Origin of the sequence: Nocardioides solisilvae, from assembly GCF_003194625.1 — a bacterium.
In the GTDB taxonomy this organism is placed as follows: Bacteria; Actinomycetota; Actinomycetes; order Propionibacteriales; family Nocardioidaceae; genus Nocardioides; species Nocardioides solisilvae.
Window position 1 is genome coordinate 705,128 of record NZ_QHKX01000002.1, and the last position, 14,254, is coordinate 719,381.

A 14,254-nucleotide genomic window follows, 5' to 3' on the forward strand; every position below is an offset into this window, starting at 1 on the left:
CAGCACGGCCCCGGAGTCTTTCGTCAGCAGCCCCGCCTCTGCGCCTCGCTCCTCCGGGACGACAGCCCCTCGGCCTCCCTCGGTCGCTGGAGTCGGACCTCGCTCGCGGGCCGTGCCGAACCGACAGCACGCTCCGGTGCACCCGCGGCCGCCGCGGGAGCCCCGACGAGGAGGAACTTGTCCGGCCAGACGAAGTCCGCGAGCCGCACGCGCGGCAACCGGCGCCCACGCCGCAGCACCCCCAGGCGTCTCGACAACGACGGGATCATCCCGGTGCTGGCGCGCGCCGTGCGCGAGATCGAGGCGGAGGCCCAGCGCGGCCGCGTCTCCCCGTCGGCCCGCACCCGGTTCCAGGTCGTGGCGCTGCTCGTCCGCGAGGAGCGGGCCCGCGTCAAGGAGGACGCCGAGGCCACGGAGGTGCAGAAGGCGGAGCAGCTCAAGCGCCTCGACGGCGTGGCGACGATCCTCGCCAAGGCCGCCGCCCGCGACACCACGCTCCTGGTGCTGCTGGCCGAGGACGCCGAGGTCTCCGACTCCGCCCGCGCGCTGCGGCGCAAGATGCTCGAGGCCGCCGGCGTCGAGGTCGTCGAGGAGGAGCCGCCCGCCGCGGTCGAGGGCGAGGTCCCCGCGGTCCCGGAGCGCCGCGTCGTCCCCCGCTCCGTCGTCGCCCGGCAGCTGGCCAACCCGTTCCAGGTGCCCGACTTCGAGGGCGCCGCCCGGCGGCTCGAGCCGAAGACGCACCGGCTCGCCAACTGGGAGCTGATCGGGCCGCTGCTGCGCTCGTTCGAGCTCGCCAACGGCGCCCCCGCCTGCCTGGAGATGCCCGACCCGCGCGACCGGCGCACCCGCGACGGCCTCGAGATGATGCGCCACCAGGCGCAGCTGGTGGCCGCCGTCAAGGAGGGCCACCGGACCTTCCTGCTGGCCGACGAGCCGGGTCTCGGCAAGACCGCGCAGGCGCTGCTGGCGGCGCAGGCTGCCGACGCGTTCCCGCTGCTGGTGGTCGTGCCCAACGTCGTGAAGACCAACTGGGCCCGCGAGGCCCAGCGCTGGGTGCCCCGTCGCAAGGCCACCGTGATCCACGGCGACGGCCACGACATCGACGGCTTCGCCGACATCGTCGTGGTCAACTACGAGGTGCTCGACCGGCACGTCGGCTGGCTCGGCGACCTCGGCTTCCGCGGGATGGTCGTCGACGAGGCCCACTTCATCAAGAACCGCAAGTCCCAGCGCTCCCAGCACGTGCTGCAGCTGGCCGACCGGATCCGGCAGCGCACGGTCCGGCCGCTCCTCATGGCGCTGACCGGCACCCCGCTGATCAACGACATCGAGGACTTCACCTCCATCTGGCAGTTCCTCGGCTGGATCGACGAGAAGAAGCCGCTCCCCGAGCTGATGGCGCGCCTGGAGGAGACCGGGCTGACCCCCGAGGACAAGCCCTTCTACCCGGCCGCCCGCCGGGCCGTGGTCGACATGGGGATCGTGCGCCGTCGCAAGGTCGACGTGGCCGCCGACATCCCGGCCCGCCGGATCGCCGACATCCCGGTCGAGCTCGACGACGAGGCCGGCCGCTCGATCCGGGCCGCCGAGCGCGAGCTGGCCCGTCGCCTGGTGGAGCGCTACGACCGGGTGATGGCGGCCCGCGACGAGGAGAAGCGCGTCGCCGGGATCGACGAGGAGCTGGTGCGCCGGGTCGCGGAGTGGGAGCGCGACGAGACCGACGACAACGCCTCCGGCGAGAACGTCTTCTCGATGATCCGCCGGATCGGCACGGCCAAGGCCCCGCTGGCCGCCGACTACGCCGCCCAGCTGGCGCGCAGCGTCGGCAAGGTCGTGGTCTTCGCCAAGCACGTGGACGTCATGGACGCCTGCGAGCGCCTCTTCGCCGAGCGCGGCATCCGCCACTCCTCGATCCGCGGCAACCAGACGCCGAAGGCGCGGGAGGCCGCGATCGACTCGTTCGTCAACGACCCCGAGGTGGCGATCGTGGTCTGCTCGCTGACCGCGGCGGGCGTGGGCCTCAACCTGCAGGTCTCCTCCAACGTCGTGCTGGCCGAGCTCTCGTGGACCGACGCCGAGCAGACCCAGGCGATCGACCGGGTGCACCGGATCGGCCAGGAGGAGCCGGTCACGGCGTGGCGGATCATCGCCGCGCAGACGATCGACACCCGGATCGCCGAGCTGATCGACTCCAAGGCGGGCCTCGCGGCCCGCGCCCTGGACGGCTCCGACGAGGAGGTCACCGCCTCGGCCGACATCCAGGTGGAGGCCATGGTCGCCCTGCTCACCGACGCCCTGCACAAGCGCCGCCGGTGACCGCCGACGTCCTGCTCGCCACCTTCCAGCTGCTCCCCGACGGCGAGCCGGGCGGCGCGCTGCTCGTCGAGGCGCTGGCCGCGCGCGGGGTCGCGGCCCGCTGGGCCGTCTGGGACGACCCGGCGGTGGACTGGGCCGCCGCCGGCCTCGTCGCCGTCCGCGCCACCTGGGACTACCACCGCCGGTGCGAGGAGTTCCTGGCCTGGAGCCGTCGGGTGGCCGCGACGACCACGCTGCTCAACGGACCCGACGTGTTCGCCTGGAACGCCGACAAGGCCTACCTGGTCGGCCTGGGCGAGCTCGTCGCGACGCTCCCCACCGCCCTGCTCGAGGACGCGGCGCTGGTCCCGGGCCTCGGCGCGGCGATCGAGCGCTGGGGCACCGTGGTGGTGAAGCCGCGCACGGGGGCCGGCGGGGTGGGCGTCGTCGTGGCCGACCGCACCGACGACCAGCGCCTGGAGGGCCTGACCCCGGGCCCGTGGGTGGTGCAGCCGCTCGTGGAGTCGGTGCGGACCACCGGCGAGTCGTCGCTCCACGTGCTCGACGGCGGGGCCGTCTCGCAGGTCGACAAGGTCGCCGTCGGCGAGGAGGTGCGGGTCCACGGCTCGTACGGCGGCCGCTCGCGGCTGGTGCCCCTCGACGCCGAGCGGGCCGCGCTGGCGGAGCAGGCCGTGCGGGCCGCCGCCGACCTGCTCGGCGCCGACCTCGCCTACGCCCGGGTCGACATGATGCGGCACGACGGCGGGTGGCGGGTCAGCGAGCTGGAGCTGATCGAGCCGGGGCTCTACCTCGACGTCGACCCGGCCAACGCCGAGCGGTTCGCCGACCTGGTCACCGGTCGCCTGCGATGAGCGGCTCGAGCACCAGGTCGGGGTGGTCGCGCTCCATCACGCTCATCCGCCACTTGTCGGGGGCCAGCACCAGCGGGGTGCCGTCGGTGCGCTCCATCACCTCGACGCCGCGGACCGCGGCGAAGGTGGGCGCCGAGGCGGCGTCGGTGCGCCTGGCCTGCGTGTAGCCGAGCATCTCCAGGCGGATCGAGGCGCCGAACTCGCTCTCCATCCGCGCCTGGGCGACCTCGAACTGCATCGGCCCGACCGCCGCGAGCACCGGCGACTGCTGGCCGCGCAGGTCGGAGCGGAGCACCTGGACCACGCCCTCGCTGTCGAGCTGCTCGATGCCCTTGCGGAACTGCTTGAACCGGCCGCTGTCGCGGGCCGTGGCCACCGCGAAGTGCTCGGGCGCGAAGGTGGCGATCGGCGGGTAGGTGACGGGCTCGTCGACGTAGATCGTGTCGCCGATGCGCAGCGTCATGGCGTTGACGAGGCCGATGATGTCGCCGGGGTGGGCGGTGTCGAGCACCCCCCGCTCGGAGCCGAAGAGCGTCTGGGCGTACTTGGTCGCGAACGGGCGGCCGGTCTGGGCGTGGGTGACGATCATGCCGCGCTCGAAGACGCCCGAGCAGACGCGGGCGAACGCCACCCGGTCGCGGTGCTGGGTGTTCATGCCGGCCTGCACCTTGAAGATGAAGGCGCTGAACGGCGCGGTCACCTCGCGGACCTCCAGGGGCCGCCCCTCGGCGTCCTCCTCGCCGTGCCGGAAGGGCACGGCCGAAGGCGCCAGCTCGACGAGGGTGCGCAGGATGCTGGAGACGCCGAAGTTGGAGATCGCGGAGGCGAAGAGGACGGGCGTGGTGAAGCCGGAGAGGAAGAGCTCCTGGTCGTGGTCGGCCCCGTCGGCCGACAGCAGCTCGGACTCCTCCACCGCCGCCGCCCAGACGTCGCCCTCGCGGGCCTGCGCCGCGTCGGCGCCCATCCGCTCCTCGGGCGCCCGGGTGGCCCCGCCCGCGGTCCGCGTGTAGGCGACGTACTCCCCGGTGCGCCGCTCCAGCACGCCGCGGAAGTCGCCCGCGATGCCGACCGGCCACGTCAGCGGCGTCGGGACCAGCTTGATCTGCTCCTGGATCTGCTCCATCAGGGCCAGCGGGTCCAGGCCCGGGCGGTCCCACTTGTTGATGACGGTGATCACCGGCAGGCCGCGCGCCTTGCAGACCCGGAAGAGCTTGAGGGTCTGCGGCTCGAGCCCCTTGGCGGCGTCGACGAGCATCACGGCCGCGTCGACCGCGGAGAGGACGCGGTAGGTGTCCTCGGAGAAGTCGGAGTGGCCGGGGGTGTCGACGAGGTTGACGACCTGGTCCTCGTAGGCGAACTGCAGGGCCGCCGAGGTGATCGAGATGCCGCGTTCCTTCTCGATCTCCATCCAGTCCGAGACCGTCGCCTTGCGGCCCGCCTTGCCGTGCGTCGCGCCCGCCTGGTTGATGACCTGGGCGTGCAGGGCCAGCGCCTCGGTGAGCGTCGACTTGCCGGCGTCGGGGTGGCTGATCACCGCGAAGGTACGGCGGCGCGCCGCCTCGCGGGCGACGTCCTGGGCGGACGCGGAGGTGGCGGTGGAGGCGCTGTCGGTGCCGGTGCTGGGGGCGTTGCTGGCGGGGGCTGCGGAGGTCACGTGCCCCATGATCCTCCGGGACCCAGGGTTTTCCCGAACCAGTGGCCCGCATGGGGGTTGCCGTTGTAGTCCTCGACCGGCTCGTAGCCCGCGCTCCGGTAGAGCGCCACCGCCGGCGCCATGGTGGGCCCGGTGTCGAGGCGCACGACGTCGGCGCCCAGGCTCCACGCGTCCTCCTCCAGCCGGGCGAGCAGCGCCCGCGCGACGCCGCGGCGGCGGCCGGCGGGGGCGACGTACATCCGCTTCACCTCCGCGACCCGCGGTCCGAGCAGGCGGACGCCGCCGCACGCGACGGGCGCGCCGGCCAGGGTGACGAGGTGGAACGCCCCCGTCGGGGGGACCATCTCGTCGGCGGTGACGGAGCCGCCCTCGCCCTGGTGCAGCACGATCCCCTCCCCCGCGAGCTCGGCGGCGTAGTCGGCGAGCAGCGCCTCGACCCGCGGGTCGTCGGCGCGGACGAGCAGGAACTCGGGCTGGACGGCGTCGCTCACGGGACCCATTCTGGCCGGACGCCCGCAGGACCGGCACGATGGGCACCATGTCCGTCCCGGGAGAGCGCGCGCTGCTGGAGAAGATGCTCGACGACCAGCGCCGCGAGGTCGCCCGCCTCCTCGACGGGCTGGACGAGGAGGCAGCGCGGGCGCGGCTGGTCCCCTCGCTGACCACCCCCCTCGGGCTGGTCAAGCACGCGACCTTCGTCGAGCAGGTGTGGTTCCACTCCCGGGTCGCCGGGGTGCCGCGGCGCGAGCTGGGCATCCCGGCGACCGTGGACGAGAGCTTCGGGCTGACCGACCAGGACACGGTGGCCGCCGTGCTGGCCCGGCACCGGGCGGCGTGCGAGCACTCCCGCGCCGTCGCGGCGGTCCACGAGCTGGACGAGGAGTGGGAGTGGCACGGCGCGCGGGTGAGCCTGCGCTTCGTCCACCTGCACATGATCGCCGAGCTGGCCCGGCACGCGGGACACGGCGACATCCTCGTCGAGCAGCTGCGCGCCGGCGGCGCGCCCGGGCATCACACCTAGGCGGCCTGGGAGGTGCTGGCGATGAAGTCGCGCAGCACGTCGGCGAACCGGTCGGGGTCGTCGAGGTGCGGGAAGTGGCCGGCTCCGTCGAAGAGGACGACCCGGCAGTCGGGCACCGACTCCTGCGCCTTGAGCGCGTGGAAGGCGGGGATCATCCGGTCCCGCGAGCCCCACACGATGAGGGTCGGCACCGGCTCGACGTCCTCGAGGTGGTCGTGGGCGCTGATGGTCTGCCCACCCGGGTCGATGACGGCGCGGGTGGTGGCGAGGAAGGCCCGGCGGCTCTCCCGGTCGTTGAGGGAGGTGAACCCCTTCCAGACCGCGGTGATGTCGGCCCCCGGCCTCCAGCCGACGCCGCGCGCGACGCGGCCCACGTCCTCCAGCCGGCCCAGTAGCCAGCCCGAGGCGGCGACCGAGAGCACCTGGTCGGCCAGCGGCAGCGTCGCCGCCCGCAGCAGCGGGCTGACCTCGCGCCCGAGGCCGCCGCTGGCGACCAGGACGAGCCGCTCCACCCGCTCGGGGAAGAGGTAGTAGAACTGCATCGCGATGCCGCCGCCCAGCGAGTGGCCGACGAGGGTGACCCGGTCGACGCCGAGCCGGTCGAGCAGGTCGCGCAGGGTGGCGGCGTGCGAGCTCAGCGAGTAGTCGCCGAGCGGCTTGTCGGACTCGCCGTGGCCGAAGAGGTCGGGGACGATCACCCGCTGGTCGTCGTCCATCCGGTCGACCAGCCGCGACCACTGCCGGCGCGAGCCGAGGATGCCGTGGATGAAGAGGACGGGCGCGCCCTCGCCGCTGTCGACGTAGGAGAACTCGTGGCCGTGCAGCGTGACCGTGCGGGGCTGGGAGCGGTCCATGGTGCGACCTCCTGGTCGTCGGGACACCTCCACCGTAGCGCCGCTCAGGCGTCCCGGCGGGGGTCGTCCGGCCGCCACCCGTCGGCCCACTCCCCCGTGGCGAAGTCGAAGCCGACGGGGTCGCCGTTCTCGTCGGTGCGCTGGTACCACTCCGTGTAGTCGGCGTGCGTGGAGTCGACGTCGGCGCCCGCGCCCTGCCCCGGCTCGGTCCGGACGACCTGGAGGGCGAAGTCGTCGTCGTACCGGTCGATCCCGCGGACGACGGCGTCGCGCACGGCGGTCTCGGCGTACCGGCGGCGCAGCGCGTGGGGGTCGGTGGCGAGCTCGCGGAACCACGCGACCACGACCAGCAGCATCACGACGGCGAAGGGCACGGCGGTGACGATCACCAGCGACTGCAGGCCCTGCAGCGCCGAGGCCTCGCCGAGCGTCAGCATGACGACCGCGATCCCCGCCATCACGAGCCCCCAGAAGACGACGAGCGCCTTCGGCGGGTCCTGGCTGCCGCGGGTGCTGAGGATCCCCATCACGACCGAGGCGGAGTCGGCGGCGGTGATGAAGAAGATGGCCAGGATCACCATGATGACCACCGGCAGCCACCCGGCGTACGGCAGGTTGTCGACCAGCGAGAAGAGCACCTCGGGCGGGTTCACCTCGCTGCTGAAGCCCGGTGCCCCGTCGCGGTACATCCAGATCGCGGTGCCGCCCATGATCCCGTAGGCGACGAAGAGCAGCGAGGACGGCACGAGGATGACGCCGAGCAGGAACTGCCGGATGGTCCGGCCGCGCGAGATGCGGGCGATGAAGACGCCGACGAAGGGCGACCACGAGATCCACCACGCCCAGTAGTAGACGGTCCACGTCGACTGGAACTGCTGCGTCTCGGGTCCCCAGGAGGCCGAGCGCGCCATCATCGAGAAGAGGGAGCCGGCGTACTCCACGACCGCCGACGGCAGCAGGTTGAGCAGGAAGAGGCTGGGTCCGAGCACGAAGACGAGCCCGGCGAAGCCGATGGTCAGGACGATGTTGGTGTTGGAGAGCAGGCGGATGCCGCGCGAGACGCCCGAGACCGCGGAGACCACGAACCCGACGGTGAGCACCGCGATCACCCCGACCAGCACCCGGTTGGTGGCCGCCGAGGCGCCGGTGACGATCACGTAGCCCTGCCCGATCTGCAGGGCGGCGATGCCCAGCGCGGCGGCGGTGCCGAAGAGGGTCGCGACGATCGCGAAGATGTCGACGAGCTGGCCGGCCCACCCCTCGGAGCGCGCCTTGCCGAAGAGCCGCTCGAAGATCGACGACATCAGCAGGGAGCGCCCGCGCCGGTAGGCGGCGTAGGCGACCGCGCCGCCGACGAGGGCGTACATCGCCCACGCGTGGATCCCCCAGTGGTAGTAGGTCTGGGCCAGCGCGTGGTGCAGCGCCTCGGTCGACTCCGCCTCGTGGGTCAGCGGCGGCGGGGTGATGAAGTAGGTGAGCGGCTCCGACGGTCCCCAGAACATCACGCCGATGCCGAGGCCGGCGGCGAAGAGCATCGCCACCCAGGAGAACGTCGAGAACTCGGGCTCCTCGCCGTCCTTGCCGAGCGGGATGTCGCCGTACCGCGAGAACGCCAGCACCAGCAGGGCCACCAGGACGACGGTGGCGACGGCGTTGAAGAGCCACCCGAGGTGCTCCACCGTCCAGTCGTACGCCGCCGACGCGACCGTCGCGACGCTGCCCGGGTCGGCGATCCCCCAGACCACGAAGGCGACGGTGAGGACGCCGGCGATCCCGGCCACCACCTTGTCCACGCCGTAGCGGCGCCGCTGCTCGTCGACGGCGATGCCGGGCACCAGGGCGGGGTGGAGGTCGTGCGGGTACTCCTCGTCTGGCATGAGCCGGCTGCTCCTGTTCCTCGGGGACGTCTCACGTTAGCCGCGGGGGTCCGGGAGCGTCGTCCCCGGCACCCGGCGTTTGTCCCTGCGCCGGATCCGAGCAACGGTGGAGGGGACACATCCTCAAGCGAAGGAGAGCCGTGCTCGCCCCACCGAGAACGTGACCGACATCGTCAAGCAGCTCGCCCGGGAGGTGCCGGAGGTCTCCGGCATCCGGATCGCCGCCGAGGCGGACGGGCAGTCCCTGTCGATCAGCCCGGCGGACCACGCCCAGCAGGACGACCAGACGATCGAGCAGGACGGCGCGACCGTCTTCGTCGACGCCCCCGCCTCCGCGCTCCTGGACGACAAGGTCCTCGACGGCGGCGTGGACGCCGACGGCAACATCCAGTTCGCGGTCGGCCTGCAGGCCTGACCCCGGGCTGCCCCGGGGAGGCGGGCTGGGGCAGGATCGCGACCATGTCGCGCCGTGCCCTCGTCCGCCGCCCCGGCCCCCGCCTCGCCGAGGGGCTGCTCACCCACCTGGAGCGCGTCCCGGTCGACGTCGACCTGGCGCTGGAGCAGTGGGAGGCCTACGTCGCCGCGCTCGCGGCCGAGGGCTGGGAGACCATCGAGGTGCCCCCGGCCCCCGCATGCCCCGACGCGGTCTTCGTGGAGGACACCGTCGTGGTGTACGACGACCTCGCGGTCATCACCCGCCCGGGCGCCGACGAGCGCAAGCCCGAGACGGCCGGCACCGAGCAGGTGCTCCGCGACCTCGGCTACCGGATCGCCCACGTCGAGGCACCCGGCACCCTCGACGGCGGGGACGTCCTCAAGCACGACGGCACCGCATGGGTGGGGCTCGGCGGGCGGACGAACCGCGCCGGCCTCGACCAGCTCGCGGCCCACCTGGCGCCCCACGGCGTCCGCACCGTCGGCGTCCCCCTCACCCGGGTGCTGCACCTGAAGTCCGCGGTCACCGCGCTGCCCGACGGCACGGTCGTGGGCTTCGAGGAGCTCGTCGACGACCCGGCGGTGTGGCCCACCTTCCTGGCCGTCCCCGAGGAGCCGGGCGCCCACGTCGTCCTCCTCGACGAGCGGACCGTGCTGATGTCGGCCAGCGCCCCGCTCACCGCGCGGCTCTACGAGGAGCGCGGCCTGCGGGTGGTCGCGGTGCCGATGACCGAGTTCGAGAAGCTCGAGGGATGCGTGACGTGCCTCTCCGTCCGCCTGCGCGGCTGAGCGCCGGCGTCGCGGTCGTCGTCGTCTCGGTCAACCTCCGCCCCGGCGCCGCCGGGGTCGGGCCGGTGCTCGCGGAGCTGCGTGCCGGGCTGGGCGTGGGCGGCGGGTACGCCGGCCTCCTCAACGGGCTGCCCGGCCTCTGCTTCGCGGTGGCCGGCGCGCTGGCGGTGGGCCTCGCGCGTCGGATCGGCACCGCCGCCGGGATCGCGCTGGGTCTGGTCGCCGCCGCGGCCGGGCTGCTGCTGCGGGCCACCACCGGCTCCGCGTGGCTCTTCCTGCTGCTCAGCACGCTGGCGCTCGCCGGCATGGCGGTCGGCAACGTGCTCGTCCCCGCGTGGATCAAGCGCTTCGGCGGCCACCGCCAGGTGGCGCTGGCGACGCTGTACGGGACCGGCCTGGTGGTGGGCGGCACCCTGGGCTCGCTGCTCACCGCACCCCTGGCGGAGTCGCTCGGCGGCTGGGACCGCGCGCTGGGGGCGTGGGCGCTGCCGATCCTGCTGGCCCTGCCGCTCTGGCTCCGGCTGGCCGCCCGGGAGCGCCGTGACCGTGGTCCGGCGACCGTCGCCCGGTCGGGCTCCGTCCTGCCCCTGGGCGTGGCCGCCTCCCCCACGGCGGTGGCGATGACCCTGCTCTTCGGCCTCCAGTCGATGCACGCCTACGTCCAGATGGGCTGGTTGCCGCAGGTCTACCGGGACGCCGGGCTCTCCGCGGTCCAGGCGGGCGGCCTCCAGGCGCTCCTCGCGGCGACCAGCATCGTGGGCAGCCTCGCCATGCCGACCGTGATCGTGCGGGCGCCCTCGCTGGCGCCGTACATGATGACGTTCGGCGTGCTGCTGGCCTCCGGGTACACCGGCCTCGTGCTCGCCCCGGCCGAGGTCCCGTGGCTGTGGGCGCTGATGCTGGGCGTGGCGGGGTTCGCCTTCCCGCTCGTCATCGCGCTGCTGCCGGCCCGGACGCACGACCCCGACGTGACGGCCCGGCTCTCGGGGTTCGTCCAGCCCGTCGGCTACCTGGCCGCCGCGGCCGGCCCGGTGCTCGTGGGGATGCTGCACGACGCGACCGGCGGGTGGACCGCCGTGCTGGTGCTGCTGGGGGCGACTGCCGTGCCGTTCACGCTCGCCGGGCTGCGCGCCGTCCGGCCGGTGCTGGTCGACGACGAGCTCGCCGACGCCGGACGGCGTCATGAGTAGCGACGTGCACGCGCCCGAGCCCGAGCCCGAGCGACGCCGCCTCCGGCGGACCGTGCTGGTCGTCGCGGCGCTGAACCTGGCCGGGTTCGCAGTCGAGTTCGGCGCCGCGCTGGTGGCGGGATCGGTCTCGCTGCTGGCCGACAGCGTCGACTTCCTCGAGGACACGGCCATCAACCTGCTGATCCTCGTCGCGCTGGGGTGGCCGCTCGCCGCGCGCGCCGTGGCGGGCAAGGCCATGGCGCTGCTCATCCTCGGGCCCGCGGGGTTCGCCGCCTGGGAGGCGACCCGGCGCTTCGGCGAGCCCGTCGCCCCCGACGTCCTGCCCGTGGTGCTGGTCTCGCTCGGAGCCATCGCGGTCAACGGGACGAGCGCCTGGCTGCTGGTGTCGTTGCGGCACCACGCCGGCTCGCTGAGCCGGGCGGCCTTCCTGTCGGCGCGCAACGACGTCCTGGTCAACCTCGCCGTCATCGCGATGGCGGTGCTGACGCTCGTCACGTCGTCGGGCTGGCCCGACCTGGTCCTGGGCTGCTGCCTCGTCCTGCTCGCCCTGCACTCCGCCCACGAGGTGTGGGAGGCCAGCGAGGAGGAGCGGCTGGCCGCGGGGCTCACACGTTGAAGCGGAACGAAAACCGGGTCTTTCGACTACTTTCGATCATCGTTGAAAACAGCCGGAACAGGGCCTCCGACCTGGGCAAACGCCGTCCACGAGTCGTTGGCAGCCATTGGTCAGAAACGGGCTCCGCGTGACTTCTTGCGGACTGTTTGCGGACCGCTGGACGGTCGGAGGCCCTGAGGTCATTCCTCGCGGACTCACCGACATGACGTCAGGCTAGTCCGAGCCCCGACCCAGATCTTCGATCTTCGCGGATCTTGCGGACAGGTCGCGGATGCTCTGCCAGACAGCTGCTCGGGGCACGTCGATCTTGAGTGCGCGGATGTATTCGTCGAGACGTTGCGGACGATCTCGGAGGTAGGTGACTGCTTTGTCGAGGCTCTCGCCAACCGTCTTGCCGTATGCATCGACTGCCTTGCGCGCGCCGGCCTTCAGTGCGGCGGTGTCGGGTTTCATCATGGCCAGGTCGATGAGATCGCGGCTGAACGTCGACGTGTCTGCCCAGCGGTCGTCATTGGCGAGCAGCTTGGTTGCGACCTGGTCTGTTCGCGTCAGGATCCGTACGCCGCAGATCTCATCCCCCGGGGCGGGAGTGTCGAGGTCGATGCGGCCTTCGTGGATGATCTCGAACTTGATCGCAATCCCCGCAACGAGCACCGAGGTCCTGATCCCGTAGCCGTCGACAGAGGGTGTTCGACCCGGGTCCAGTGCTCGGGTAACCAGAGCGTCGAGCCCGTGGTCCCTGACCATCTGGCGCAGCGCGCGGTAGGACTTCGGGTCGGAGACCAGGAAGTCGATGTCGACCGATTCGCGGAACTCACCGTTGGCGAGGACGATCGCGGTGCCGCCGCCGAACCAGCAGTTGTGCTCGGCCAGGAGCGGTGCGTCGAGGCTCGACAGCACCTCAGCCACGTGTTGGTGGTGCAGCCGCCTAAACAAGGAGCCTCCCGTTGCTGTAGGTGTCCGCCAGGTGCTGGATGAACGCCTTCTCGTGGTCGGTCAGCGTCTCCTGGTCGAGGTGTCGCCAACCGCGTTCGTAGAGGTTGAGTGCCTCCGTCTCGGTGATGGTGGTGCCGACGTCCGTCTGCCAGGCCAGCGTGCGCAGACCGGGGTAGTCGCCGACCGTGATCGTCGCCGGTTCTGCTGCTGGAACGTCGAGGATCGGGACGACGAGGTGAAGTCCGAGTGCGGCGGCAACGTTGATGTAGGCGCCGATCGTGACGGAGGGGTTGCCTGCCTCGATCCTGTGCAGGGTGACACGCGAAACGCCAGCAGCTTCGGCGCAGGCGACTGCGGTGACACCGAGGGCCTTTCGGCGTTCGCGCAGCCGGGCGGCTAGGCGTTCGAGGTCCGCCTGTTGCTCGGGGCTCGTGTACGGGCTGGGGGCTGGCATGTTTCTCATTTTAGTCATTCGGTCCATCAAGTCAATAATGAGAAACTCTTCACGTGCCTCACTACCCCCAGAAGATCGGGTCGCCGCTGGTCTCGATGTGATCGAGGAGCGCCTGGACGTTCTTGGTCGGGCGCTTGCGTTTGTACTCGTGGAACTTGAGGTGGCGGTCGCGCCAGTAGATCTCCCATTGGCCGGTCGACTTCGTGTAGCGCAGCCGCGCGATTGGGAACCGGGTGTGCTCGCCGACCCCGTCCCAAGTTGAGTCCCCGATAGTGGTGTAGCGCGGTCGCCGAGATCGTCACCGGCGTGTACGGAAGACGTAGATGCGGCCACCGCGTGATCCTTCGAGTGAACCTCTCACAGAACCCTCGAACGGAGTCATCACGATGACCGCACCACACATTGTCGACCCTTCCGGCCTGCTGGGTGAAGCCCTGGCCGAGGCGAGTCCGGATCTGATGCGTTCGCTGCTGCAGACGATCATCAACGCCCTGCTGTCCGCGGATGCCGACGCCGTCGTGGGCGCCGAGTACGGGCAGCCCACGCCGGGCCGCACGGCGCAGCGCAATGGCTACCGCCGGCGCCCGTTGGACACCAGGGTCGGCACGATCGACGTGGCGATCCCGAAGCTGCGCAAGGGCACCTACTTCCCCGACTGGCTGTTGGAGCGCCGCAAGCGCTCGGAGTCCGCGCTGATCACGGTGGTGGCTGATTGCTACCTCGCCGGCGTCAGCACGCGGCGGATGGACAAGCTGGTCAAGACCCTGGGCATCGACTCCCTGTCGAATCGCAGGTGTCGCGGATGGCCGCCGACCTGGACGAGCACGTCGAAGAGTTCCGCCACCGCCCCCTCGACGCTGCGGGACCGTTCACCTTCATCGCCGCTGACGCCTCGACGATGAAGGTCCGCGAGGGCGGCCGGGTGATCAACGCCGTCGTCCTGCTGGCCACCGGCGTCAACGGCGACGGTCACCGCGAGGTCCTCGGCATACGGGTAGCCACCAGTGAGACCGGCGCGGCGTGGAACGAGTTCTTCGCCGACCTGGTCGCCCGCGGCCTGACCGGGGTCCGGCTGGTCACCTCAGATGCCCACGCCGCCCTGGTCGAAGCGGTTGCAGCGAAGATTAGGGCAGGCTCGTTGCGACGTCACGGGCTTGGCAGCCTCGACCGACTGTTCTGCGATCCCGGGGGGCACCACCCCCCGTTCCAAGACGTGACGGTCCTTCCATCGCTCGACGGGACGAGAAGCGCGTCCACAAGC

Annotated in this window: 14 protein-coding genes and 1 pseudogene; 8 read left to right on the forward strand and 7 right to left on the reverse strand. The window is 72.2% G+C overall.

Annotated elements, in window-relative coordinates; all coding sequences use genetic code 11:
• The first annotated feature begins 177 nt into the window (after positions 1-177).
• Together DNK53_RS09390 and DNK53_RS09395 are read left to right on the forward strand one after the other, a co-directional pair.
• Positions 178-2,316, forward strand: a complete 2,139-nt coding sequence (locus DNK53_RS09390) for a DEAD/DEAH box helicase (protein WP_110182003.1) — start codon at positions 178-180, stop codon at positions 2,314-2,316.
• Complete coding sequence (locus tag DNK53_RS09395) at positions 2,313-3,167, forward strand: ATP-grasp domain-containing protein (protein ID WP_110182004.1); 855 nt, start codon at positions 2,313-2,315, stop codon at positions 3,165-3,167. The genes DNK53_RS09390 and DNK53_RS09395 overlap by 4 nt, the downstream gene beginning before the upstream one ends.
• Here the strand turns inward: DNK53_RS09395 and DNK53_RS09400 are convergent.
• Together DNK53_RS09400 and DNK53_RS09405 are read right to left on the reverse strand one after the other, a co-directional pair.
• A complete protein-coding gene (locus DNK53_RS09400) occupies positions 3,148-4,821 on the reverse strand; it encodes a peptide chain release factor 3 (protein WP_239456450.1) in 1,674 nt (557 codons plus the stop codon). The genes DNK53_RS09395 and DNK53_RS09400 overlap by 20 nt on opposite strands.
• Positions 4,818-5,312, reverse strand: a complete 495-nt coding sequence (locus DNK53_RS09405) for a GNAT family N-acetyltransferase (RefSeq protein WP_162599858.1) — start codon at positions 5,310-5,312, stop codon at positions 4,818-4,820. Before DNK53_RS09405 ends, DNK53_RS09400 begins: the two co-directional genes overlap by 4 nt.
• Before the next feature lie 47 nt (positions 5,313-5,359).
• Between DNK53_RS09405 and DNK53_RS09410 the strand changes: the two genes are divergently transcribed.
• Complete coding sequence (locus DNK53_RS09410) at positions 5,360-5,842, forward strand: DinB family protein (RefSeq protein WP_204163836.1); 483 nt, start codon at positions 5,360-5,362, stop codon at positions 5,840-5,842.
• Here DNK53_RS09410 and DNK53_RS09415 read toward each other — a convergent pair.
• Entirely contained in the window at positions 5,839-6,696 is an 858-nt protein-coding gene (locus tag DNK53_RS09415; protein ID WP_110182008.1) for an alpha/beta fold hydrolase, read from the reverse strand. The two genes, DNK53_RS09410 and DNK53_RS09415, sit on opposite strands and share 4 nt — an antisense overlap.
• A gap of 44 nt (positions 6,697-6,740) precedes the next feature.
• Positions 6,741-8,573: a BCCT family transporter gene (locus DNK53_RS09420; protein WP_110182009.1), complete on the reverse strand. Its 1,833-nt coding sequence runs from the start codon at positions 8,571-8,573 to the stop codon at positions 6,741-6,743.
• Between the two features lie 160 nt (positions 8,574-8,733).
• On the opposite strand from DNK53_RS09420, the gene DNK53_RS09425 reads away from it, so the two are divergent.
• The 4 genes from DNK53_RS09425 to DNK53_RS09440 are packed head-to-tail and all read left to right on the forward strand — an operon-like array spanning position 8,734 to position 11,603.
• Entirely contained in the window at positions 8,734-8,988 is a 255-nt protein-coding gene (locus DNK53_RS09425; protein ID WP_110182010.1) for a Fe-S cluster assembly protein HesB, read from the forward strand.
• Positions 8,989-9,032: 44 nt separating this feature from the next.
• Entirely contained in the window at positions 9,033-9,797 is a 765-nt protein-coding gene (ddaH, locus tag DNK53_RS09430) for a dimethylargininase (protein ID WP_110182011.1), read from the forward strand.
• Positions 9,761-10,987, forward strand: a complete 1,227-nt coding sequence (locus DNK53_RS09435) for an MFS transporter (protein WP_110182012.1) — start codon at positions 9,761-9,763, stop codon at positions 10,985-10,987. Before ddaH ends, DNK53_RS09435 begins: the two co-directional genes overlap by 37 nt.
• Complete coding sequence (locus DNK53_RS09440) at positions 10,980-11,603, forward strand: cation efflux transmembrane domain-containing protein (RefSeq protein ID WP_110182013.1); 624 nt, start codon at positions 10,980-10,982, stop codon at positions 11,601-11,603. Before DNK53_RS09435 ends, DNK53_RS09440 begins: the two co-directional genes overlap by 8 nt.
• Positions 11,604-11,816: 213 nt before the next feature.
• Here the strand turns inward: DNK53_RS09440 and DNK53_RS09445 are convergent, their stop codons facing one another.
• The 3 genes from DNK53_RS09445 to DNK53_RS18040 all read right to left on the reverse strand — a co-directional run bounded on the left by DNK53_RS09445 (position 11,817) and on the right by DNK53_RS18040 (position 13,264).
• Positions 11,817-12,512, reverse strand: a complete 696-nt coding sequence (locus DNK53_RS09445) for a nucleotidyl transferase AbiEii/AbiGii toxin family protein (RefSeq protein WP_204163837.1) — start codon at positions 12,510-12,512, stop codon at positions 11,817-11,819.
• 19 nt (positions 12,513-12,531) lie between these two features.
• Entirely contained in the window at positions 12,532-12,993 is a 462-nt protein-coding gene (locus DNK53_RS09450) for a helix-turn-helix domain-containing protein (protein ID WP_110182015.1), read from the reverse strand.
• Between the two features lie 61 nt (positions 12,994-13,054).
• Positions 13,055-13,264, reverse strand: a complete 210-nt coding sequence (locus tag DNK53_RS18040) for a DUF3024 domain-containing protein (protein ID WP_110182422.1) — start codon at positions 13,262-13,264, stop codon at positions 13,055-13,057.
• Between the two features lie 115 nt (positions 13,265-13,379).
• Here DNK53_RS18040 and DNK53_RS09460 point away from each other — a divergent pair.
• Positions 13,380-14,140 (forward strand): annotated as a pseudogene (locus DNK53_RS09460) (IS256 family transposase); the annotation flags it as partial.
• Positions 14,141-14,254 lie beyond the last annotated feature (114 nt).